The organism is Streptomyces sp. MBT53 (genome assembly GCF_016654115.1).
Classification (GTDB): Bacteria; Actinomycetota; Actinomycetes; order Streptomycetales; family Streptomycetaceae; genus Streptomyces.
Genome location: NZ_JAEQAZ010000011.1, coordinates 68,915 through 90,298, shown reverse-complemented (window position 1 = coordinate 90,298; position 21,384 = coordinate 68,915). Strand labels below are relative to the sequence as shown.

At 69.4% G+C, this 21,384-nt stretch carries 24 protein-coding genes and 1 pseudogene; 16 read left to right on the top strand and 9 right to left on the bottom strand.

Translation table 11 applies throughout. The features are described from left to right. The 4 genes and pseudogenes from JHN45_RS06710 to JHN45_RS06695 all read left to right on the top strand — a co-directional run. Window positions 1–271 (top strand): annotated as a pseudogene (locus JHN45_RS06710) (hypothetical protein); the annotation flags it as partial. A gap of 22 nt (window positions 272–293) precedes the next feature. After that, entirely contained in the window at window positions 294–797 is a 504-nt protein-coding gene (locus tag JHN45_RS06705) for a hypothetical protein (protein ID WP_201048366.1), read from the top strand. After that, entirely contained in the window at window positions 794–1,294 is a 501-nt protein-coding gene (locus tag JHN45_RS06700) for a hypothetical protein (protein WP_201048365.1), read from the top strand. Before JHN45_RS06705 ends, JHN45_RS06700 begins: the two co-directional genes overlap by 4 nt. Beyond that, window positions 1,291–1,815 carry a hypothetical protein gene (locus JHN45_RS06695; protein ID WP_236583430.1) on the top strand — a complete coding sequence of 175 codons (525 nt, stop codon included), beginning with the start codon at window positions 1,291–1,293 and terminating at the stop codon, window positions 1,813–1,815. Before JHN45_RS06700 ends, JHN45_RS06695 begins: the two co-directional genes overlap by 4 nt. Here JHN45_RS06695 and JHN45_RS06690 read toward each other — a convergent pair. From JHN45_RS06690 to JHN45_RS06680, 3 genes are all read right to left on the bottom strand, one after another. Next, window positions 1,765–2,409, bottom strand: coding sequence for a class I SAM-dependent methyltransferase (locus JHN45_RS06690; protein WP_307783046.1), 645 nt, complete (start codon window positions 2,407–2,409; stop codon window positions 1,765–1,767). The genes JHN45_RS06695 and JHN45_RS06690 overlap by 51 nt on opposite strands. 122 nt (window positions 2,410–2,531) lie before the next feature. Next, window positions 2,532–2,846, bottom strand: coding sequence for an AzlD domain-containing protein (locus JHN45_RS06685; protein ID WP_201048363.1), 315 nt, complete (start codon window positions 2,844–2,846; stop codon window positions 2,532–2,534). After that, window positions 2,843–3,538, bottom strand: a complete 696-nt coding sequence (locus tag JHN45_RS06680; RefSeq protein ID WP_201048362.1) for an AzlC family ABC transporter permease — start codon at window positions 3,536–3,538, stop codon at window positions 2,843–2,845. Before JHN45_RS06680 ends, JHN45_RS06685 begins: the two co-directional genes overlap by 4 nt. 86 nt (window positions 3,539–3,624) lie before the next feature. Here JHN45_RS06680 and JHN45_RS06675 point away from each other — a divergent pair, with 86 nt between their 5' ends. Further along, window positions 3,625–4,200 (top strand): helix-turn-helix domain-containing protein, encoded by a 576-nt coding sequence (locus tag JHN45_RS06675; RefSeq protein WP_374195594.1) that lies wholly within the window; start codon window positions 3,625–3,627, stop codon window positions 4,198–4,200. A gap of 119 nt (window positions 4,201–4,319) precedes the next feature. On the opposite strand, the gene JHN45_RS06670 is transcribed toward JHN45_RS06675, so the two are convergent. Continuing rightward, complete coding sequence (locus JHN45_RS06670; protein WP_003992177.1) at window positions 4,320–4,523, bottom strand: cold-shock protein; 204 nt, start codon at window positions 4,521–4,523, stop codon at window positions 4,320–4,322. A gap of 287 nt (window positions 4,524–4,810) precedes the next feature. On the opposite strand from JHN45_RS06670, the gene JHN45_RS06665 reads away from it, so the two are divergent. The 5 genes from JHN45_RS06665 to JHN45_RS06645 all read left to right on the top strand — a co-directional run bounded on the left by JHN45_RS06665 (window position 4,811) and on the right by JHN45_RS06645 (window position 9,764). Then, window positions 4,811–5,659, top strand: coding sequence for a menaquinone biosynthetic enzyme MqnA/MqnD family protein (locus JHN45_RS06665; protein ID WP_200711445.1), 849 nt, complete (start codon window positions 4,811–4,813; stop codon window positions 5,657–5,659). 60 nt (window positions 5,660–5,719) lie between these two features. Beyond that, window positions 5,720–7,468 (top strand): serine/threonine-protein kinase, encoded by a 1,749-nt coding sequence (locus tag JHN45_RS06660; protein ID WP_201048361.1) that lies wholly within the window; start codon window positions 5,720–5,722, stop codon window positions 7,466–7,468. A 7-nt stretch (window positions 7,469–7,475) separates the two neighbouring features. After that, a complete protein-coding gene (locus JHN45_RS06655; RefSeq protein WP_200711443.1) occupies window positions 7,476–8,057 on the top strand; it encodes a hypothetical protein in 582 nt (193 codons plus the stop codon). A gap of 95 nt (window positions 8,058–8,152) precedes the next feature. Next, the gene (mqnC, locus tag JHN45_RS06650) at window positions 8,153–9,352 is read left to right on the top strand and encodes a cyclic dehypoxanthinyl futalosine synthase (protein ID WP_201048360.1); all 1,200 of its coding nucleotides are present in this window, start codon (window positions 8,153–8,155) and stop codon (window positions 9,350–9,352) included. Between the two features lie 7 nt (window positions 9,353–9,359). After that, complete coding sequence (locus JHN45_RS06645) at window positions 9,360–9,764, top strand: hypothetical protein (protein WP_201048359.1); 405 nt, start codon at window positions 9,360–9,362, stop codon at window positions 9,762–9,764. An 89-nt stretch (window positions 9,765–9,853) separates the two neighbouring features. Here JHN45_RS06645 and JHN45_RS06640 read toward each other — a convergent pair whose 3' ends face one another. Next, window positions 9,854–10,900 (bottom strand): chitinase, encoded by a 1,047-nt coding sequence (locus JHN45_RS06640; RefSeq protein WP_201048358.1) that lies wholly within the window; start codon window positions 10,898–10,900, stop codon window positions 9,854–9,856. 401 nt (window positions 10,901–11,301) lie between these two features. On the opposite strand from JHN45_RS06640, the gene JHN45_RS06635 reads away from it, so the two are divergent. The 4 genes from JHN45_RS06635 to JHN45_RS06620 all read left to right on the top strand — a co-directional run bounded on the left by JHN45_RS06635 (window position 11,302) and on the right by JHN45_RS06620 (window position 16,201). After that, window positions 11,302–11,610 carry a hypothetical protein gene (locus JHN45_RS06635; RefSeq protein WP_200711439.1) on the top strand — a complete coding sequence of 103 codons (309 nt, stop codon included), beginning with the start codon at window positions 11,302–11,304 and terminating at the stop codon, window positions 11,608–11,610. 19 nt (window positions 11,611–11,629) lie between these two features. After that, window positions 11,630–14,035 (top strand): bifunctional polysaccharide deacetylase/glycosyltransferase family 2 protein, encoded by a 2,406-nt coding sequence (locus JHN45_RS06630; RefSeq protein WP_201048357.1) that lies wholly within the window; start codon window positions 11,630–11,632, stop codon window positions 14,033–14,035. Further along, window positions 14,035–15,423 (top strand): acyltransferase, encoded by a 1,389-nt coding sequence (locus JHN45_RS06625; protein WP_201048356.1) that lies wholly within the window; start codon window positions 14,035–14,037, stop codon window positions 15,421–15,423. Before JHN45_RS06630 ends, JHN45_RS06625 begins: the two co-directional genes overlap by 1 nt. A gap of 73 nt (window positions 15,424–15,496) precedes the next feature. Next, the gene (locus tag JHN45_RS06620) at window positions 15,497–16,201 is read left to right on the top strand and encodes a demethylmenaquinone methyltransferase (protein ID WP_200711436.1); all 705 of its coding nucleotides are present in this window, start codon (window positions 15,497–15,499) and stop codon (window positions 16,199–16,201) included. Window positions 16,202–16,305: 104 nt separating this feature from the next. Here the strand turns inward: JHN45_RS06620 and JHN45_RS06615 are convergent, their stop codons facing one another. Then, the gene (locus JHN45_RS06615; protein ID WP_200711435.1) at window positions 16,306–16,620 is read right to left on the bottom strand and encodes a PASTA domain-containing protein; all 315 of its coding nucleotides are present in this window, start codon (window positions 16,618–16,620) and stop codon (window positions 16,306–16,308) included. Between the two features lie 120 nt (window positions 16,621–16,740). Next, entirely contained in the window at window positions 16,741–17,247 is a 507-nt protein-coding gene (locus tag JHN45_RS06610) for a GNAT family N-acetyltransferase (RefSeq protein ID WP_201048355.1), read from the bottom strand. Between the two features lie 98 nt (window positions 17,248–17,345). Here JHN45_RS06610 and JHN45_RS06605 point away from each other — a divergent pair, with 98 nt between their 5' ends. Next, a complete protein-coding gene (locus JHN45_RS06605; RefSeq protein WP_200711433.1) occupies window positions 17,346–18,629 on the top strand; it encodes a geranylgeranyl reductase family protein in 1,284 nt (427 codons plus the stop codon). 12 nt (window positions 18,630–18,641) lie between these two features. On the opposite strand, the gene def is transcribed toward JHN45_RS06605, so the two are convergent. Together def and JHN45_RS06595 are read right to left on the bottom strand one after the other, a co-directional pair. Then, entirely contained in the window at window positions 18,642–19,268 is a 627-nt protein-coding gene (gene def, locus JHN45_RS06600) for a peptide deformylase (RefSeq protein WP_201048354.1), read from the bottom strand. A gap of 194 nt (window positions 19,269–19,462) precedes the next feature. Then, entirely contained in the window at window positions 19,463–20,266 is an 804-nt protein-coding gene (locus JHN45_RS06595; RefSeq protein WP_200711431.1) for a C40 family peptidase, read from the bottom strand. Window positions 20,267–21,011: 745 nt separating this feature from the next. On the opposite strand from JHN45_RS06595, the gene JHN45_RS06590 reads away from it, so the two are divergent. After that, window positions 21,012–21,371 (top strand): NADH-quinone oxidoreductase subunit A, encoded by a 360-nt coding sequence (locus JHN45_RS06590; protein WP_007383963.1) that lies wholly within the window; start codon window positions 21,012–21,014, stop codon window positions 21,369–21,371. Window positions 21,372–21,384 lie beyond the last annotated feature (13 nt).

Sequence of the window (21,384 nt, the reverse complement as noted above, 5' to 3'; positions counted from 1 at the left end):
GTGCTCGTGGACGGCGTGGTCAAGGACGCTGGTGGTGATGGCGGCCCCTGTCGAAGGGGCGGTTGCGGTGGCGGTCGTCGGGGTCGGTGCGACGATCCTCGCGACCAGCGTCCTTGACCACGCCGTCCACGAGCACTGGAGCGAGGACATCCATGACCACGGCGTGGTCGGCGGTGTGCTCACCGGTGCCGGCCATGTCGGCACGGAGACCTGGGACGATGCGAAACGACTGACGAAGGACGTGTGGCACGGTGTCAAAAGCATCTTCTGAGGTCACCGCCGCCGGGGCCCCCGTGGAGATTCCGAAACTGCCGAAGCTCGGCAGGACCTGGTACAAGCGCGGCGCGCTCTACTGGCTGTGCCGGACCCGCACGACGCTGTTCCTCCTCATCCTGATGGCGGGGATCTCCTTCTTCTCGCTGGCCCTCTACTCGGGCTTCCGGGACGAGATGCCGCCCACCGTGCGCACGGTGTGCGACTGCGTGCAGGCGATCGCGGCCTGCGCGGCCCTCGTCTGGGGCTGGATCAAGCAGCGCCGGGGACATCGACAGGCCCTCCTGGACCCGCCCAGTCCGAAGCAGACCTGGATCGCCAAGCGCGACCACAACCGGCAGGCCGGCAGGTCGGCCGGCTTCGGCGCCGCGGGCGGGCGGGTGCTCATCGCCCTGGCCGCACCCGTCATGCCGGCCTTCGCCGCGTATCTCGTCGGCTGGCTCGCCGCCTGGACCACCGTCCGCGAATACCCCAGCGAAGTCGGCGCCCGCCGCTGGCTCCAGGAGCATCCCTCCGGAACATGATCCCCTCCGACATCCCCAAGCTTCCCGGACTCGGCACCACTTGGTACGAGCGGGGGACGCGCTACTGGCTCCGCCGGGTGCGTACGGCCGTACTCCTGTTGATCGTCATGGCCTTCCTGTGCTTCGCCGCGGTCAGCCTCTACCGGGGCTTCCGGACCGTGCTGCCGCCGAGCGTGCGCACGGTGTGGGACTGGGCGCAGGTGATCGCTTCGTGCGGGGCGCCGATCTGGGGTTGGGTGGTGCAGCGCCGGAGCTGTCGCAGGGACCTCCAGGACCCGCCGGCTCCCGGCGAGTTCCGCAGCCGTAAGCGCGACGAGACCCGCCGTTCCACGGGCCTGGCACTCGCGGGCCGCCTGGGAGTGATCGTCGCGGCCCCCGTCCTGCCGGCGCTCGCCGCGTGGGCCGTCGGCTGGTGTGCCGGCATGCTCACCGTCCGCGAATACCCGAGCGAGGTCGGCGCCCGCCGCTGGCTGCAGGAGCACCCGTCCGCAACATGATCCCCTCCGACGTTCCGAAGATCCCCGGGCTCGGCAGAACCTGGTACAGGCGCGGCGCGGGCTACTGGCTGCGCCGGGCCTCCGGCGCGCTGCTCTGGTTCGTGCTGATGGCCATGATGTGCGGTGTCGTCGTCGAGCTGTACCAGTCGTTCCGCGTCCACCTGCCCCCGCTCCCACGCGTGTTGTGGGACTGGACGCAGATCGCCGCGTCCTGTGTGGCCCTGGTGTGGGCCTGGGTGAAACAGCACCGGGCCATCCGCGAGAAGATGCTCGACCCGCCGACTCCCAAGCAGGCCTGGATCGAGAAGCGGTACGGGACGCAACGCGGCCAGAACCTGGGCCGTGCCCTGTTCCTCCCCGCGCTGCTCGTGCTCCCCGTCGTGCCGGCGCTCTTCGCGTGGTGCGTCGGCACGGTGATCGCCGTCTTCGCCGTCCGTGTATACCCCAGCGAGGTCGGCGCCCGCCGGGCCCTAGAGCACAGCCGCAGCCTTGCGGGTGGCGGTCAGAAACGCCTGCGGTGACGACTCGCCGAGCTCGGTGTTCGCCTCCCGTACGGTCCGTGAGCGCAGCGTGAATCCCGCCGCCTCCAGCAGCTCGGCCATCGCCTCCGGTCGCCGCCGTTCGAAGTCCAGGCGGACCGGGTGGCCGAAGGGGCGGTCGAGGGTGAGGGGTTGGTCGCCGGCCTGGAAGGCGATCAGGAGGTAGCCGCCGGGTGCCAGGACGCGGTGGAACTCCGTGAAGAGGGACGGGAGTTGGTCCACCGGCGTGTGGATGGACGAGTACCAGGAGACGGCCCCCGCGAGTGCCCCGTCGGGGATGTCCAGCTGCAGCATCGAGCCCTGCCGGAAGGTCAGGTCCGGGTTCTCGCGGCGGGCGATCGCGAGCATCGGACCGGACAGGTCGAGGCCGAGGACGTCCAGGCCGAGGGAGGCGAGGTACGCGGTCGTACGGCCCGGTCCGCAGCCCAGGTCGGCCACCGCTCCGCCTCCACCGCGGTTCACCAGCTCGGCGAAGTCGGCCAGAACGGTGCCGTCCCGCGGCCCGGTGCGTTCTCCGGCGAACATCTCGGCGTAGTCCTCGGCGACCGCGTCGTAGAAGGTCCGGGTGGTGGTCACGAAGGCGGCTTCGGCGGATGGCGTCGATGGCGTCGAGGGTGCGGATGGCGTCGAGGGTGTGGATGTCATGGGCGGGGACCTTACCTACGCCCACTGACAACTCCCGGTCCGCGCAGCCCGGTTCAGGCCACCCCGGCCAACCGGAGTGCCGCCGTCGCCCCGGCCGCCGCCAGCACCACCACCACGAACGGCGCCCTGCGCCACGCCAGCACACCCCCGACCAGGACCCCGGCCGGGCGGGCCCACCCCGCGAAGCCGCCGCCCTCCGTCAGCGCCCCGGTCGCCAGCAGCGCGACCAGCAGGACCACCGCTCCGGCGGACAGCAACTCTTGTACGCGGGCGGAGAGTTCGACCCGCCCGTGCAGCACCGGTCCGACCAGCCGGAAGGCGTACGTCCCGACCGCCAGCGCCAGGATCACGGCCACCGTCGGGCTCATGCCGTCGCCCCTCGCCGGTACAGGACGAGTCCCACCAGGGCCAGCAGCACCGGCACGCCCGCCGGAACGCCCGGCGTCACCGTCACCGCGACCGCGACGACCGCACCGAGCAGCGCGGACCGCCGTACCCGCGCGTCCTTCCGTACCGCGGGCAGCGTGAGCGCGACCAGGACGGCGGGGAAGGCCGCGTCCAGGCCGTAGGTGTCGGTGTCGCCGAGTGCGCCTCCGGCGAGCGCCCCGATCAGCACCCCGGCGTTCCAGGCAGCGAACAGGCCGAGCCCGGAGACCCAGAACGCGGTCCGGCGCCGTAGCGGATCCTGTTGGGCGAGGGCGAAGGCCACCGTTTCGTCGGTCACGAGGTGCGCGCCGGTCAGGCGGGCGAGGCGGCCCGTGCCCAGGATGTCCGCCACGGCCAGGCTGTAGGCCGCCGTGCGGGTGTTGAGGAGCAGGCCGGTGGCCGTCGCGGCGAGCGGGCCGCCGCCGGCGAGGAGTACACCGACCGCGCTGAACTGGGCCGAGCCCGCGTAGACGAGCAGCGACATGGCCACCGGGACCCAGACCGGCAGGCCGCCGGCCACCGCGATCGCGCCGAAGGAGACGCCCACGATGCCGCCGGCCAGCCAGATGAGGGAGGCGTCCCGGACCATTTCCGGGAGCACCGCGAGAGAGGGTGTTCGCTCTGCCGTACGCATGTTCTCTACAATGAACAGCAGGGACTTCGTTCGTCAAGGCGAACGTTCGTACCGATGGAGCGAACGCGAGTGAACATGGAGCGAACGTGACGTCCGATATCTCCGACGTGCCGGCCCGGCTTCCCCTGGACTGGATCGCCGCCGCGCTCCGGCGGGAACGCACCCGCGTCGGGCTCTCCCTCTCCGAGCTGGCCAAGCGGGCCGGTATCGCGAAGTCCACGCTGTCGCAGCTGGAGGCGGCCGGCGGGAATCCGAGCATGGAGACGATCTGGGCGCTGGCGGTCGCGCTCGGGGTGCCGTTCAGCGTGCTGGTGGAGCCGCCGACGCCGTCCGTGCAGGTCATCCGGGCGGGGGAGGGGCCGACGGTCCACTCCGATCAGTCCAGCTACACGGCCACGCTGCTCTCGGCGAGCCCGCCGGGGGCGCGGCGGGACATCTACTACGTGTGGCTGGAGCCGGGGACCGTGCGGGACTCCGAGCCGCACATCCCGGGGACGGTGGAGCACATCGTCGTCAGCGCGGGGCGGGTGAAGGCCGGTCCGGGTGAGGGGGCGGTGGAGCTGGGGCCCGGGGACTACATGGCGTACCGGGGTGATGTGCCGCACACCTACGAGGCGTTGGCGGCCGGGACCATGTTCGTGCTGGTCATGCAGCATCTCTGAGGCCCGGGCGGGGAAAGGCAGGAGCCCCGTCGCCTTACGGCGCGGGGCTCCTTGGGTACTGCTATCTGTTCCGGATCAAAGCACCAGGCTCCGAGACCGAATAACTACGATCGTGCGACTCAGACGGGGGTGACGTTCTCCGCCTGCGGGCCCTTCGGACCCTGGGTCACGTCGAAGGAGACCTGCTGGTTCTCCTCCAGCGAACGGAAGCCGCTCGCGTTGATCGCGGAGTAGTGAACGAAGACGTCGGGGCCGCCGCCTTCTTGGGCGATGAAGCCAAAGCCCTTTTCGGCGTTGAACCACTTCACGGTTCCGGTAGCCATAAGCCCTCCTTGGGCCCAAAGGGTTGCCCTGCTCCAGAACCCTGCAAGTGTGAAAACAAGTCCCGCACTACTGCATACGTCTGAAAACGACTAGAGCCTGCGGTTACATGCTCCGCAGGCTCTGTACTGCAAGGGAAACCAAACTGCAACTTGGCGGCGAGCCTAGCATGTGGGCAGCCGAAAGCAATAGAGGCCAAGATCACATCACCCGGACGTTTGAAGATCGCCAGAGGCTTGACTGTGGGGCCGAAGTATGGAGCGTACCTCATGAGGTCTAGCCTCACGTTGTGGACAATTCTCGCACCCGGCCGCGCGTCGGCCACATCCAGTTCCTGAACTGCCTCCCCCTGTACTGGGGGCTCGCGAGGACGGGCACGCTCCTCGACATCGAGCTGACGAAGGACACCCCGGACCAGCTCAACGAGATGCTGGTGCGGGGCGACCTCGACATCGGGCCCATCGCCACCGCCGAGTTCCTCAAGAACGCCGACGACCTGGTCGTCTTCCCGGACATCGCCGTCGGCTGCGACGGCCCGGTGATGTCCTGCGTGATCGTCTCGCAGGTCCCGCTGGACCAGCTGGACGGCCGCCGGGTCGCCCTGGGCTCGACCTCGCGGTCCTCCGTCCGGCTCGCCCGGCTGCTCCTCGCCGACCGCTTCGGCGTCCGGCCCGACTACTACACGTGCCCGCCCGACCTGAGCCTGATGATGCAGGAGGCCGACGCGGCCGTGCTCATCGGCGACGCGGCCCTGCGCGCCTACATGGTCGACGGCCCCCGCTTCGGGCTGGAGGTGCACGACCTCGGCGCGCTCTGGAAGGAGTGGACCGGGCTGCCGTTCGTCTTCGCCGTCTGGGCCGCCCGCCGCGAGTACCTGGAGCGCGAGCCGGAGATCACCCGCAAGGTCCACGAGGCCTTCCTCGCCTCCCGCAACCTCTCCCTCGAAGAGGTCGGCAAGGTCGCCGAACAGGCCGCCCGCTGGGAGGACTTCGACGCGGAGGTCCTGGAGCGGTACTTCACCACCCTCGACTTCAGCTTCGGCGCACCCCAACTGGCCGCGGTCACCGAGTTCTCCCGCCGGCTGGGAACGGCGGACGGCTTCCCCGCCGAACTGAAGGTGGATCTCCTCCAGCCGTAGCAACCGGAGGGGCGCGGCGCACTACCCTGCTGGAAGTCGTACGGGGGAGGGGTGGACGGCATGCAACCGCTCGGCAGCGACGAACCCACGGTCGTGGGGCCCTACCGGCTGCTCGGCCGGCTCGGCGCCGGCGGGATGGGCCGCGTCTATCTCGGGCGCAGCGCGGGCGGTCGTACGGTCGCGGTCAAGATCGTGCATCCGCACTTCGCGCTCGACGAGGAGTTCCGCGCCCGCTTCCGCCGCGAGGTCGACGCCGCGCGCCGGGTGGGCGGCGCCTGGACGGCCCCTGTGCTGGACGCGGACCCCGAGGCTTCCGTGCCGTGGGTGGCCACGGCCTACGCTGCCGGGCCCTCCCTCTCCGCCGCCGTCACGGACGGCGGGCCACTGCCCACCGCTACCGTACGGGCCCTGGGCGCGGGGCTCGCCGAGGCGCTGACGGCCGTCCACGAACTGGGGCTCGTGCACCGGGACGTGAAACCGTCCAACGTGCTCCTCACTCTCGACGGCCCCCTCCTCATCGACTTCGGGATCGCTCGCGCCACGGACGGCACCGCCTCCCTCACCTCCACCGGCGTCTCCGTCGGCTCGCCCGGCTACATGGCCCCCGAGCAGATCCTCGGGAAGGGCGCGACGGGCGCGTCCGACGTCTTCTCCCTGGGTGCCGTGCTGGTCTACGCGGCCACGGGCGAGTCGCCCTTCCCCGGCGACTCCTCGGCCGCGCTGCTCTACAAGGTCGTCCACGAGGAACCCGAACTGGGGGATCTGGGCGGCGAGTTGCGGGAGCTGGCCATGGCCTGTCTCGCCAAGGACCCCGCCTCGCGGCCGAGTCCGGGCGAGGTGTCCCGGCGGCTCGCTCCCGAAGGTGCCGCCCGACTGGTCGCCGGTGGCTGGCTGCCGGGGGCGCTGGTCGAGCAGGTCAGCCGAAGTGCCGTACAGCTGCTGAACCTTGAGGCGGCGGGGGTGGCCGAGGGGATGCCCTCGGCGCCGGTGGGGTTCAGCAGTCCTTCGGTCGGCGGTGGCGGGGCGGGTGCGTTCGGGCCGGCGCCGGTGATGCCGATGGCCGCGGCCACCGTGCCGCCCTTCGCCGTGCCCGAACCCCGTGACGCGCCCCCGCACGAAACGCTTCCCCCGGACTCCGGTCGTCGCCCGGGGAAGGTCTCCGTCTCCCTTGCCGCCACGGCCGCTCCCGGAGCCGACGGCCGTGGGCGCAGGGTCAGTTGCACCCTCGCTCTCGCCGTCGCCGGGGCGCTCGCGGCGGTGACCGTGGGGTCGGTCTTCCTGTACCGGATGCTGCCGGGCGACAGCGGCACGGACAACTCCGCCGGCTCGGCCCCCACCGCGACCTCGACCGGCGGGCCGGGCAGCGCGGCCAGCAGCGTGCCGAGCGGCGCGGCGAGCACCGCGTCCAGCAAGGAGCCGAGCGGCGGCCCGAGTTCACCCGTGCCCACCCCGCTGCAGTCCGTCCCCGCCGCCTACCTCGGCACGTGGGAGGGCCAGGGCACCGCGCTCGGCGGCACCCTCCCGGACGGGACCTTCCGGCTCACGGTCGCCAAGGCGAGCGTCGGCCAGCAACTGGGCGTCCTCCGCCAGACCGACCAGCTCGGCGGTGTCTGCGACGACGTACTGACCCTCAAGCAGGTGACCAAGACCCGGCTCGTCGCGAGTGCCGCGGGCGCGAAGACCAACCGGGACGTGTGCAACCAGGCCGCCCACACGGTCACCCTCACCCCCACCGGCGACGACCTCACCTACGCGTCGGACAGCTCCGCCGAGGGCTCCCCGACCGCCCGGCTGTCCAAGGTCGGGTAGCCGCCCCATGGACTACGACCATCTGCTCATCGCCCTCGCGGGAGTGTGGGGCGCCGGTGCGGGCGCGGTGGTCGCGCGGGCCGGGCGGCGCGGCGCCGGTACCGCGCTCCTCGTGGTCCTGGTGTGCGTCGCCCTCGCCGTCGCCACCGGGATCAGACCCGAGTTGGCGGTCTGGCTGCTGCTCGCGCCGCTCGCGCTCCTGCCCACCGTAACCGCCCTGGCACTCCCCGCCGCCGGTGTCGCCCTCGCCCTCCTCGGTGTCGCCGCAGTCCTGCCCGAGCACGCCGGTCACTGGACGACCGCACTGCGCGGGGCGCTCGCATGCGGCGCCGGGTACTACGCGCTGTCCCGCCTCGACCCCGGCGGCGGTGGCCTGGGCACCGGGGAGGTGAGACTCGCGGTCGGCGCGGGTGTCGTCCTCGGGTGGTACGGGTGGCCGACGCTGGTGCTGGGCGCGTTCGCGGGGTTCCTGCTGCGGGCGGTGTACGGGGCGGTCCCCGGCGGGCGACGGCGGGCCGACGTCCGTTTCGGCCCGTTTCTGCTCGTGGGCGCGTTCCTCGGGCTGCTGGTCGGGGCGTACACGGCCTGAGACCGGGATGCGCGCGGCCTGCGGGCGGGGTGTCGATACCGCTGGCGTAGGCTGGCAAGGTCCGTCCGCAACCCTTGACGAAAGGGACCCTCCCGGTGACCGAGAAGGCCGAGCTCCAGTCCGTCCTCGACCGTGCCGCCGAGGGCGGGCGCATCACCCCCGAAGAGGCGCTCGACCTCTACCGCGACGCCCCGCTGCACGCCCTCGGCGCCGCCGCCGACGCCGTACGCAAGCGGCGGTACGCGGGTACGGAGCACATCGCGACGTACATCATCGAGCGGAACATCAACTACACGAACGTGTGCGTCACGGCGTGCAAGTTCTGCGCCTTCTACGCCGCGCCCAAGGACACCGCCAAGGGCTGGACGCGTGACCTCGACGACATCCTGCGCCGCTGCGCGGAGACCGTCGAACTCGGCGGCACGCAGATCATGTTCCAGGGCGGACACCACCCGGACTTCGGCGTCGAGTACTACGAGAAGCACTTCGCCGCGATCAAGGCCGCGTACCCCCAGCTGGTCATCCACTCCCTCGGCGCGTCCGAGGTCGAGCACATGGCCCGTATCTCGAAGGTCTCCGTCGAGGAGGCCATCTCGCGCATCCACACGGCGGGTCTCGACTCCTTCGCCGGCGCGGGTGCGGAACTGCTCCCCGCCCGCCCCCGCAAGGCCATCGCGCCCCTCAAGGAGTCCGGCGAGCGCTGGCTGGAGATCATGGAGGCGGCGCACAACCTGGGCGTCGAGTCCACGTCGACCATGCTCATGGGCACCGGCGAGACCAACGCCGAGCGCATCGAGCACCTGCGGATGATCCGCGACGTGCAGGACCGGACGGGCGGCTTCCGGGCCTTCATCCCGTACACGTACCAGCCCGAGAACAACCACCTGAAGGGCCGCACGCAGGCCACGCTCTTCGAGTACCTGCGGATGATCGCCATCGCCCGGCTCTTCATGGACAACATCGCCCACATCCAGGGCAGTTGGCTCACCACCGGCAAGGAGGTCGGCCAACTCTCCCTGCACTACGGCGCGGACGACCTCGGCTCGATCATGCTGGAGGAGAACGTCGTCTCCTCGGCCGGCGCCAAGCACCGCTCCAACCGCCTGGAGATCATCGACCTGATCCGCAAGGCGGGCCGCGTCCCGGCCCAGCGGACCACCACCTACGAGCACATCGTCGTCCACGACGACCCGGCGAACGACCCCGTCGACGAGCGGGTCATGTCCCACATCTCGTCCACGGCGATCGAAGGCGGCACGGCCCACCCCGAGTTGAAGCTCCTGTCCGCCAACTAGGGCTGCTGTGCTGACGATTCACACAGCGGACGAGGGCGGGGCCGTCGCGGTCGAGGGCGCCCGGATCGCGGGTACGGGGACGCTGTTGGAACTCAAGCAGCGCTTTCCCGTTGCACGGGTGCGGAGTTGGCCCGGTGCGCTGGGGCCCGCCCGCATCCACGAGGGCCCTCTCCCGGACGCCCCGAGCCCACGGGAGCGGATCCACGCCGTCCTCAAGTCGGGCGCGACGGCCGTCCTGGAGCAGTACGTCGACTCACCCGAACTCCGTTCGGCGGCGCACCGGAACGACGTCCAGATCCTCCCCCACCCGACAGCCGCCGACGAGGGCCGAGCCGACCTGGCCGTATTCGACGAGAACGGCGAGTGCATCGCAACGGTGTGCGCGGGGCGGCTACTTCACAGACGCCGGTGAGTTAAATAGGGGCGCGGGGCTGTGACATTTGCGGCTCCGCCGCGTGGGCGCGCTCAGCCACAACGCACCGCCACCCGGCAACGCACCCGTCACCCCGCAAACGCTTCCCCGAACGCCCCCGAAGCCTGCGTCACCCCACTGCAATCGGTAGCGGCGTCGTCATCCGAACTCCCGCTCTCACACTGCTGATCCCTGAACGTCGACCACATCGACACCCACGCGACCTCCTTCTCCTCGGCGAACTTCCGCACCTGAGCCGCGTCCGAGAGCGAAAACGTCTCCCCCGACACGTCGTTGACGCCGGCCATCGAGGTCAGCGCCATCCCCTGCCACGCCCCCGCGTCCGACAACCCGAACACCTTCTTCAACTGGGTGTGCGTGGCCGTGGCCGACGTGATCGCGTAGTCGCCCATGTCCCCGGTGTACGACTCGCCGTAGTTCATCGTCATGATGTTGACCGTGGAGACCTGGACCGCGTTGTCGTTCGCGGACTCCAGCAGCGCCAGGCTGTCGGAGTCGAGCCCGGACGGCATCACGGGCAGCGTGAAGGACACCTTGAGGTCGGTGCGTTCCTTCTGGAGCACGGCTATCGCCTTCGAACGCAGGGCGACCGACGCCGAGTCGGTGAGCGTGTCGCCCTCGATGTCGAAGTCGGCCTGGGTGGAGCCGGCCGCGTCCAGCGCCTCGCCGTAGGCCTTCGCGAGCGCGGTGACACTCGTGCAGGTCTCGGCCAGTTCCTTCCCGGACGCCCCGCCGAAGGAGACGCGTACGGTCGCGCCGGACGTCTTGAGCGCCGCGATCCTGGATTTCACGGCCGCGTTGTCGATCGCGGTCGTACCGTTCCACTTCGGTGTGCAACTGCTGCCGGAGGCGATCGCGAAGGCGAGGTTGTACGTCGTCGGCGACCCCGAACTGTCCATGTCGGATGCGGTGGTGACGCTGACGTACGGGGCGTAGGACGTGCTCGACGAAGAAGCCGAGGGCGTCGGAGAGGCGCTTTCGGTGGGGGTGGTCTCGGCCTTCTCCGTGGCTTTGGGTGCCGCATCCGACGAGTCACCGGAGCTGGAGGAGCAGCCGGTGACCGTCAGGGCAAACAAGCAGGTGAGCCCGGCCGCCGGTTTCAGGAAACTCCTCATTGAGCATGCACCCTTTCCGCGTGGGGACGGTGATTTCTGTCTCAGGATGGAAACAGAGTCGGTTTCCGCAGCCTAAATGAAGCACATGGGGCTGTGTCTTACGAAGACAGATAAAACATAGGAAACCCACGGGTACCGTTGCTCGAATCGGTCAAGTCGGGCGACGAAGCGGAAGATTGAGGACACTACTGACACCGGCCGCTCATAAGGCATTTCCTGGGTTCTCTAAGGAAAGGCACAGGTTGCCGCGTTTTTCTTGGCGGGCTCACAAGAGAACCAGAGTTTTGGTCACATAAAGGCGGCCTAATGTCTGGGGAATGCAATCCGAGTCCGCCATCGATAACCAAGCCTCTGCGCGCGGTCGCCGCCGCAAAGCCGGCAACGGGTCCGCAGAAGGCCCTGTGTTCGTTGACAACTCCGGCCGCCGGTCAAAGGTGCTGCGCCGGATCGGCCTCCTCATGGGCACCGTCTGCCTCGGGTACGCGTTCGTACTCGGCATGGCGTTCATGGGCTGGGGCATCTCGATCAACCCCTCCTCGCTGCTGCCCTTCGGCGGCGGCCAGGCCGGTTCGGCCCCCGGGGGCGGCTACGGCCCCAACGGTGGCAGAGGCGGCGTAGCGCCCTCCGGTGTTCCGACCGGCGCTCCGACCGACATCCCCTCGGGTGCCCCCACGAGTGCGGCCCCGTCCTCCTCAGCCACCGCACACTGACCGGAGCGCCACCGAAGCCATGACTACGACGACTCCCTCGCGTGGGCGCCGACGCGCCCCCACTCGGATGGAGCGCGCGGCCGGCAAGGCCGCCGCGCTCCAACGGCCCCGAGTGATCCTCGCCCTGCTGCTTCTCCTCGGCCTCACCTGCGTGATGCTGCTCGACGGCTACCTGCGCGCGGAAGTCGGCGGCGACCAGCGCGTCCGGGACGGCGCGAGCGCCAGCAAGGTCCCCGACAAGGTGCTCAACGGCGGCCCCATCCTGACCTTCCGCAACGGCAAGCCGGTCACGCAGACCATCCCGAAGAAGACCATCGTCCTCACCTTCGACGACGGCCCGAACCCCACCTACACGCCCACGGTCCTGAAGATCCTCCAGAAGTACGACGTGCCGGGCACGTTCTTCCTGGTGGGCTCGATGGTCTCGCGCTATCCGAGCATCGTGAAGCAGATGGTCGCGCAGGGCAACGAGGTGGGCATCCACACCTTCACCCACGTCGACCTCTCCTACCAGAGCGACGCCCGCATCAAGCGGGAGATGGAACAGACGCAGCTCGCGCTCGCGGGCGCGGCCGGCATCACCACCACGCTGTTCCGCGCGCCGTACTCCTCGGAGACGGACGCCATCGACAACTACAGCTACCCCGTCTACAAGAAGCTCGGCGCCTCCGGCTACACCAGCGTCTTCGTCGACACCGACAGCGACGACTGGAAGCAGCCCGGGGTCGCGAAGATCATCAAGTGGGCGACGCCGTCCGGGACTTCGGGTTCCTCGGTGCTCTTCCACGACGCCGGCGGTGTGCGCTCGCAGACCATGGAGGCGCTGCCCCAGTACATCGAGAAGATGAAGGCGAAGGGCTACACGTTCACCACCGTGAGCGGCGCCATCGCCAAGAACACCTCCGCCGAGCGGGCGGCGAACGGCACGGGTACGGGCGCGGGCACGGGCACGGGTGCCGCGGCCGGGACGAGCACCGGCACGGTCGAGGCGGGCGCGCAGCCCTCCGCGGCCCCCACCGGAGCGCCCGGCGGCACGGCCACCGGCGGCGGCCAGACGGTCGGCTCGGCCGTCGGCGGCACGGGCGGCACCCAGAACGGCACCCGCAGGACGTCGGTCCTCCAGGGCGCCCACCGCGAGGCCACCGGCATGACCCTCTACGAGGGCAAGGCGCTCATCTACGCCGTCATGGTCGCCGAGTGGGTGGTGCCGGGACTTGCGGCAGGCCTCACGGTCGTGGGCGTGGCCGTGATGAGCCGGTTCGGGATGATGCTGATCCTCGCCCGGCGCCACTACAGACAGCGCAACAAACGCCGGTTCAGCTGGGGGCCGGAGGTCACCCGGCCGGTGACGGTGATCGTCCCGGCGTACAACGAGAAGGAGTGCATCGCCAACACCCTTGAGTCGCTGGCGAAGAGCACCCACCCGATCGAGGTCATCGTCGTCGACGACGGCTCCTCGGACGGCACCTCCGAGATCGCCCGCGAGGCGGCCCGCTCCTTCGGCATGACGAACGTCCGGGTCATCCGCCAGGAGAACGCCGGCAAGCCCGCCGCCCTCAACAACGGTGTCCGCAGCGCGAGTTACGACATCGTCGTGATGATGGACGGCGACACCGTCTTCGAACCCGACACCGTACGGCAGCTCGTGCAGCCCTTCGCCGACCCCGAGGTGGGCGCGGTCGCGGGCAACGCCAAGGTCGGCAACCGCAACACGATCATCGGCGCCTGGCAGCACATCGAGTACGTGATGGGCTTCAACCTCGACCGCCGCATGTACGACCTGCTGCGCTGCATGCCCACCATCCCGGGCGCGATCGGCGCGTTCCGCCGCGAGGCGGTCCTCCAGGTCGGCGGCATGAGCGAGGACACCCTCGCCGAGGACACGGACATCACCATCGCCATGCACCGCGAGGGCTGGCGGGTCGTCTACCAGGAGCACGCCAAGGCCTGGACCGAGGCCCCGGCTTCGCTGAAGCAGCTCTGGTCGCAGCGCTACCGCTGGTCCTACGGCACCATGCAGGCCCTGTGGAAGCACCGCAAGTCCCTTACGGACAAGGGTCCTTCGGGCCGCTTCGGCCGGGTCGGCATGCCCCTGGTGGTGATCTTCCAGATCATCACGCCGGTCTTCGCCCCGCTGATCGACGTGTTCACCGTCTACTCGATGATCTTCGTCGACTTCTGGGCGTCCCTCGCGATGTGGTTCGCGGTCCTCGGCATCCAACTCCTGTGCGCCGCCTACGCGTTCAGGCTGGACAAGGAGAAGTACCGCTATCTGCTGATGATGCCGCTGCAGCAACTGGCCTACCGCCAGATGATGTACCTGGTCCTCATCCACTCCTCCATCACCGCCCTGACCGGCGGCCGGCTGCGCTGGCAGAAACTCAAGCGCACCGGCGAGGTCGGCACACCGGCGGGGGCGAGCTGATGACCTGGGAGCAGCAACCGGGGTACGGGGGCGGGTACGGCCCGCCCCAACAGCCCCAGCAACCTCAGTACCCCCAACAGCCTTACGGCTACGACGGCTACGGCCAGCCCCAGCCGTACGGCCAGCCGCAGCAGCCGTACCCGTATCAGCAACCGCAGCAACCCCAGCAGCCGTACCAGCAGCAACAGCCGCCGCAGTACGTCGACTACGGGCAGCCGGTGTACGCCACGGCCCCTCTTCCCGTTGTGGAACCGGAGGTGGAGCCGGAGCCCGAGACGGACTCCGGGCCGGAGCCGGTTGCCGAGGAGGTGGTCGAGGAGGCTCCCGAGTCGACGCCCGCGCCCAAACCGGCGGGCCGGGACCGGTACTTCGACACCCTGCGGGCCGTCGCGCTGATCCGGGTCGTGACCTACCACACCTTCGGGTGGGCCTGGTGCGGGATGGTGTTCCCCTCGATGGGGATCATGTTCGGGCTGGCCGGGACGCTGATGGCGAAGTCGCTGGAGCGGCCCGCGTTCAAGGTGGTCAAGAGCCGGATGCGGAGGCTGCTGCCGCCGTTCTGGTTCTGGGGCTTCTTCGTGGTCGTGGCGATGATGATCCACGACTGGATGCCGGGCTGGCAGATCGTTTTCTGGGTGGTGCCGGTCGGGGATCCGCCGGGCAACGCCTGGGGGCTCCAGGCCTGGGAGATCCTCTGGTACCTGCGGACGTATCTGTGGTTCGTGCTGCTCTCGCCGGCGCTGCTGTGGATCTTCCGCAAGGCGCCGATCCCGGTGCTGCTGCTGACGCTGGTGCCGATCGTGGTCCTGAAGTTCGTGTGGTCGGGGCCGGACAACCGCTTCGGCAACGCCCTGTGGGACCTGTCGACCTACCTCTTCTGCTGGATCCTGGGCTTCGCCCACCGCGACGGGGTACTCCAGAAGCTGAAGCCCTTCCTGGTAGTGACCCTGTCGGTCGCCGCGATCGCCTTCGGCGGCTGGTACGCCTTCACGCACCAGGCCGAGGCAGGCGGCACCTACGACCTGGACGAGAGCCCGCTCGCCCAGACCTACTGGTCCGCCGGTTACGTCATGCTGCTGATGTGGGCCAAGGCCTACTTCAACATCGACTTCGCCTGGCTGACCCGCTTCAAGCGCCTCGACCGGGTCGTCACGATCTTCAACTCCCGGGCCGTGACGATCTATCTCTGGCACGAGATCGCCCTCGTGCTGGCGGTGCCGCTGACCGACCAGTTCTGGAAGGTGCCCGCCTTCGAGAAGTGGCTGCCGCTGGGGAGCCAGTGGTTCATGTTCGGCATCGGCTGGATTCTCATCGCGCTCTTCATCGTGCTGTGCGGCTGGGTGGAGGACGTGGCGGCGAAGAAGAAACCCCAACTGCTGCCGTCGTGAGTTTCCTTTTCGACGCGGCTGTTACGGGCCGGGCGCCTTCGGGGTGTCCGGCCCGTACTGCCACAATGGGCTCGTGACCCGCGCATCCCTGGACAAGCAGCCGCACGAAGTCGCCTCGATGTTCGACGACGTGGCGGAACGGTACGACCTCACCAACGACGTGCTGTCGCTCGGCCAGGACCGCCGATGGCGCAAGGAGGTCACCAAGGCGGTCGACGCCCGCCCCGCGCAGAAGATCCTGGACCTGGCCGCCGGTACGGCCACCTCCTCGCTGCCCTTCGCGCAGAGCGGCGCCTATGTCGTCCCCTGCGACTTCTCCCTCGGCATGCTCCAGGTCGGCAAGAAGCGCCACCCCTGGCTGCCGCTCACGGCCGGCGACGCCACCAAGCTGCCGTTCAAGGACGACACGTTCGACGCCGTGACGATCTCCTTCGGGCTGCGCAACGTGCAGGACACGGACACCGCGCTGCGCGAGCTGTACCGGGTGACCAAGCCCGGCGGCCGGGTGGTGATCTGCGAGTTCTCGCACCCGACCTGGGCGCCCTTCCGCACGGTCTACACCGAGTACCTGATGCGCGCGCTGCCCCCGGTCGCCCGCGCCGTCTCCTCCAACCCCGACGCGTACGTCTACCTCGCCGAGTCCATCCGCGCCTGGCCCGACCAGCCCGCGCTGGCCGAACGCCTGCGCAAGGCCGGCTGGTCGAAGGTCGCGTACCGCAACCTGAGCGGCGGAATCGTGGCCCTGCACCGCGGCTTCAAGAACGCCACGGGCTGCTGACGGATTGGGCTCCGCCGGCGGCGTGGGCTTCGCCGAGGGTGCGGGCTTCGCCCGGCGGTGTGGGCTTCGCCCGGCCGTGTGGGCTCCGCCCGGCCGATCGCCGGCTAGCTGATCACCGTCGCGAAGAACGTGTCGCCCGGCGGCTCGTCCAGTTCGCGCTGCATCCCGCCGCTCGGCGGCCTCGGGATCCGCGGCTCGCGCATACCGCCCCCGCCGTCCCCCTCACCGAAGTCGAACCACACGTAGACCATGGAGTCCCGCGGCACCTCCGCATCGGGCTGCGGGTACTGCCGTACGACGTAGTCGACGACGGCGAGGTGGAAGTCGGGCCGGTCCGGCGCGTTGATGAACAGGCCGCGAGCCTGGGCTGTCTCGCGCGCGTCCACGGCCATCAGGCCGACGAGCCGCGGTACGCGCACTTCAGGTGTTTTGGGCGTTAAGCGCACAGATGTCACCCCCAGCGGTACCGGAAGGGTAACCCGGGTCCGGTCCCGACCGGAAGCATCAAGTGTCGTTCTGTAGCTGTTGGTTACTCCCAGTTACAGTACGAGCCGGTAGCAGTGCCCCTCCTCCTTGCGGGTGGGCGTGGCGAAGACCTCGGCGAGGTGCATGCCCAGCCGCTTGGTCACCGCGATGGACCGGGTGTTGCGGGCCAGCACCATCGCCACCACGCTCGGCACCCCGGCCGCCCGCACCCGCTCCAGGGTCGCCTCCGCCGCCGCGGTGGCATACCCCCGGCCCCAGAACTCCCTTCCCAGCCGCCAGCCGATCTCGATCTCGCCCTTCGGCCCCCAGTCCTGCGGCCACGGCTGGGCGCCGGTGAAACCGATGACGCGGTCCTCGTCGTCGAGCATGGTCCACAGGCAGAAACCGCGCTCCGCGTCGTGCCGGCGCTGGCGGGCGGTCAGCTCCTCGTAGACGGACAGTTCCGCGGCCCTGCCGCCGTGGAACTCCATGACGTCCGGGTGGTCGAAGACCCGGTGCCAGGCCACGGCGTCCTCGTCGGTGGGGACGCGCAGCCGTACTGCGGGGAGAGCTCGGTTCACGGGGGCAGCCCTTCAGCCTGGTGATCAGTGGCGCTGAATAGACTGCCCATGTCCAGTGCCGGTCGGCACGCAGATTCCGAACTTGGGGAGATCCCGCCGTGACCGAGCCCCTCTCCGAAAACACCGCCGATGTGATCGTCGTCGGCGCGGGGCCAGCCGGCTCCGCCACCGCCTACCACCTCGCCAAGTCCGGACTCGACGTCCTCCTCCTGGAGAAGACCGAGTTCCCGCGCGAGAAGGTCTGCGGCGACGGCCTCACCCCGCGCGCCACCAAGCAGCTCGTGGCCATGGGCATCGACATCTCCGAGGAGGCCGGCTGGCTGCGCAACAAGGGCCTGCGCATCATCGGCGGAGGGGTGCGCCTCCAGCTGGACTGGCCGGAACTCGCCTCCTTCCCGGACTACGGCCTCGTCCGCAAGCGCGACGACTTCGACGAACAACTCGCCCGCAACGCCCAGAAGGCGGGCGCCCGCCTCTACGAGCGCTGCAACGTCGGCGCCCCGATCATCGACGAACGCACCGGCCACATCACCGGCGTGAACGCCAAGCTCGGCGAGGAGAAACGCGAAGTCACCTTCCACGCGCCCCTGGTGGTCGCCGCCGACGGCAACTCCACCCGCCTCTCGCTGGCGATGGGCCTGCACCGCCGCGAGGACCGCCCGATGGGCGTCGCCGTCCGGACCTACTTCACCTCGCCCCGCCACGAGGACGACTACCTGGAGTCCTGGCTGGAACTGTGGGACCGCCGCGGCGCCGAGGACCGTCTCCTGCCCGGCTACGGCTGGATCTTCGGCATGGGCGACGGCACCTCGAACGTCGGCCTCGGCGTCCTCAACACCTCCGACTCCTTCAAGGAGTTGGACTGGCGCGAGGTGCTGAAGGCCTGGTGCGCGTCCATGCCCGAGGACTGGGGCTACACCCCCGAAAACATGACCGGCCCGATCCGCGGCGCCGCCCTCCCGATGGCCTTCAACCGTCAACCCCACTACACGAAGGGGTTGTTGCTGGTCGGCGACGCCGGCGGCCTGGTGAACCCCTTCAACGGCGAGGGCATCGCCTACGCCATGGAGTCCGGCCAGATCGCCGCCGACGTCATCGTCCAGGCCCACGCCCGCCCCACCCCCGCGAGCCGTGAACTGGCCCTGCGCCGCTACCCGCAGGTCCTCAAGGACACCTACGGCGGCTACTACACGCTGGGCCGCGCCTTCGTGAAGCTCATCGGCAACCCGAAGGTCATGAAGATCGCGGCCCAGCGCGGCCTGACGCACCCCCTGCTGATGAAGTTCACCCTGAAGATGCTGGCCAACCTCACCGACCCCACGGGCGGCGACGCGATGGACCGCATCATCAACGGGCTGAGCAAGGTGGCGCCGAAGGCGTGAGCGCAGGCGTGATCAGTCGCTGAGCGCGGCCGTCCTGGCGGCCCGGCGGGCGAACACCTTCTCCCGTCGGTCCGCCACCTGCCGCAGCGCCTCCTTGCGGTCCCGCTTGGAGAGCCGGTCCAGATAGACCTGTCCGTTGACGTGGTCGGTCTCATGGGCGAGGCAGCGCGCGAAATAGCCTGTGCCCTCGATCACAAGCGCGGTGCCGTCCTTGTCGAGCCCGCGCACCACGGCCCGGTCGGGACGCGGTACGTCCATCACCGCGCCGGGCACCGACAGGCACCCCTCGCCCTCGTCGAGCAGCCGGCGCCCGGCCGGGGCGAGCGGGTCGAGCACCGGGTTGACGATGTGCCCGACATGTCGGACACCGTCGTCGTCGAAGCAGTCGTACACGAACAGGCGCAGATCCACGCCCACTTGATTGGCCGCGAGGCCGGCTCCGTCGGCGACGTACATGGTGAGGAACATGTCGTCGATGAGCGCGGCGAGATCGGGTCCGAACTCGGTGACGTCCCGGCTCGGCCGGTGCAGGACCTCTTCGCCGACCTCGGTGACGCGGCGCACGGAGCCGCGCCCTGCCTCGGGTGCGGGGTGGGGGTAGGAGTCGACGGGACGTCCCTGGACGAAGACACGTGGCATGACTTGCTCTCCTCGGGTTTGGTGTCCGGCTGTCGGGTTAGCCGAACTGAAGAACCTTGAGAGAAGAGCTTTCCAGGGAGGCCGCGCACTCCGGTAGTGGGGACGCCCGGAGAGCGGTCGGCGGGAGCGGGGTACGCCGAGGGGACCGTCGCCCCCGAGGCAACGGTCCCATGCTCACGGCGTCGTGCGTGGGCTCAGAGCACCCGCACCGCGCCCGTCGGCGGGTCGTAGGACAGCGGCCGCTCCACGATGCCGGTGGAGGGGTTCTGCGCGCCGACGAACATGCCGTCGCCCACGTACACGGCGACGTGGTACGCGCTGCCCGCGCTGCCCCAGTACAGGATGTCGCCGGCCTGAAGGTTGCTCAGGGACACCTGAGTACCGGCGGTCGACTGGTCCTGGGAGACACGCGGCAGGCTGATGCCGACCTGCTTGAAGGCGGCACCGACGAGCCCGGAGCAGTCGTAGGCGCTGGGGCCGGTGGCACCCAGGACGTAGGACTTGCCGATCTGCGCCTTCACGAAGGCCACGACGGCCGCGGCCGAACCCGTGGCCGTGGAAGAGCTCGTGGAGGTGCTGGTGCCCGTGGAGGCGGCCAGGGTGGTCCGCTCGGTGCTCCGTGACGTGGCGCGCTCCGCAGCGGCCTTACGGGCGTCCTCCTGGGCCTTCTTCTTTGCCTCCGCCTTCTTCTGGGCGTCCGCGAGGTCCGCCTTGGCCTGCTTCGCGGCGTTTGCGGCGGCCGCGTCACGCTCGGCGCGCAGCTGGTAGTTCGCCGCGGCCTGCTGGGTGGCCTCGGCGGACTGTGCGACCTGGGTGGACAGATCGGCCGTCAGGGTGGGCAGTTGCAGGGTCTGCGTCGTCTCGGCCGCGTTGGCCGAGGCCGCGCCCGCCGCCGCCATGCTGAGAACGCCACCGGCAACTCCGGCACGCACGGCGATGTTCGACGTCGCGCTGCGGCGGGGTTTCCGGTGGCTGCGTATGTGAGCGGTGTGGGACATGAGACCAACCGGTATCAGGGAGTCCTCCATACCTTCAAGAAACGTGTGCTGCGCCACAATTGTTCAACGGACACCTCGAACTTCGGGTGTGTCGTTCTTTATTGACGCCGTAACGGACATTGCGGACCTGCCCGATCAGGACGGTGATCACGGTCTTTCGTCGTTACGTCCGAATTGCCTGACGACTACCACTGGTTGGGACAGGTGGCCAAGCCCGGTTCTCATGCGCCTCTCATGAGTGTGGCGCAGGTCACGGAACGGTCACTGGAATGTGTGCGTCTCGCGAGGGCACCCCGAGCGGTCGACTTCGTGAACGCGTGCACGCGTCCACACCGTGCCGACCGACTCCTTCCGACGTGTGAACGGGCTCCCACTATCAAGCGGCTCCGTCCAACTCCAATTTGCATGCAAGAGAAGTCTCTTGATATTGAGACGCCGCTCGCCGCCTGCGGTGACGAGCGCGAATGTCACGTCAGGTGATCGCTCGGGCGCTTCACGTGTGAAGATCACCGCTCACTCGACGTGATGATCGTTCGTCAGGTGGTGGAGATCACAAAGCTTGTGTAATACCCCGTGTCGCAGATCACAGAGCGACGGGCATAAGATGCGGAGCGGTTGGGCTTGTGACCTGCTTCACATGTTCGCGATCTTCGCCGGGACGGGCGGGAGTTGCCGAGTGTGTGAGGTGGGTGTGAGTCCGACGCCATCGCCAGCAGTCAGTGCCGACTGAGAGGAGCGAGGAGCGGTGAACGCGTATGCGCCCATCCTCGTACTGGGAGCCCTCGGGGCAGGCTTTGCGATCTTCTCCGTGGTCATGGCCACGCTGATCGGTCCGAAGCGTTACAACCGGGCCAAGCTCGAAGCGTACGAGTGCGGCATCGAGCCGACCCCCACGCCGGCCGGCGGCGGGCGCTTCCCCATCAAGTACTACCTGACGGCGATGCTCTTCATCGTCTTCGACATCGAGATCGTCTTCCTCTACCCCTGGGCCGTCACCTTCGACGCCCTGGGTGTTTTCGGGCTCGTGGAGATGCTGCTCTTCGTGCTCACCGTCTTCGTCGCGTACGCGTACGTATGGCGGCGCGGCGGCCTGGAATGGGACTGAGGGGCCTTTAACT

What these genes read in the sequence shown, in the direction of transcription:
- JHN45_RS06700 (WP_201048365.1), top strand. Translation starts at nt 794, where the DNA reads ATGATCCCCTCCGACATCCCCAAGCTTCCCGGACTCGGCACCACTTGG.
- JHN45_RS06695 (WP_236583430.1), top strand. Translation starts at nt 1,291, where the DNA reads ATGATCCCCTCCGACGTTCCGAAGATCCCCGGGCTCGGCAGAACCTGG.
- JHN45_RS06685 (WP_201048363.1), bottom strand. Translation starts at nt 2,846, where the DNA reads ATGAGCCCGACGGTGGCCGTGATCCTGGCGCTGGCGGTCGGGACGTAC.
- JHN45_RS06680 (WP_201048362.1), bottom strand. Translation starts at nt 3,538, where the DNA reads ATGCGTACGGCAGAGCGAACACCCTCTCTCGCGGTGCTCCCGGAAATG.
- JHN45_RS06670 (WP_003992177.1), bottom strand. Translation starts at nt 4,523, where the DNA reads ATGGCTACCGGAACCGTGAAGTGGTTCAACGCCGAAAAGGGCTTTGGC.
- JHN45_RS06660 (WP_201048361.1), top strand. Translation starts at nt 5,720, where the DNA reads ATGCAACCGCTCGGCAGCGACGAACCCACGGTCGTGGGGCCCTACCGG.
- JHN45_RS06655 (WP_200711443.1), top strand. Translation starts at nt 7,476, where the DNA reads ATGGACTACGACCATCTGCTCATCGCCCTCGCGGGAGTGTGGGGCGCC.
- JHN45_RS06640 (WP_201048358.1), bottom strand. Translation starts at nt 10,900, where the DNA reads ATGAGGAGTTTCCTGAAACCGGCGGCCGGGCTCACCTGCTTGTTTGCC.
- JHN45_RS06630 (WP_201048357.1), top strand. Translation starts at nt 11,630, where the DNA reads ATGACTACGACGACTCCCTCGCGTGGGCGCCGACGCGCCCCCACTCGG.
- JHN45_RS06625 (WP_201048356.1), top strand. Translation starts at nt 14,035, where the DNA reads ATGACCTGGGAGCAGCAACCGGGGTACGGGGGCGGGTACGGCCCGCCC.
- def (WP_201048354.1), bottom strand. Translation starts at nt 19,268, where the DNA reads ATGCCACGTGTCTTCGTCCAGGGACGTCCCGTCGACTCCTACCCCCAC.
- JHN45_RS06595 (WP_200711431.1), bottom strand. Translation starts at nt 20,266, where the DNA reads ATGTCCCACACCGCTCACATACGCAGCCACCGGAAACCCCGCCGCAGC.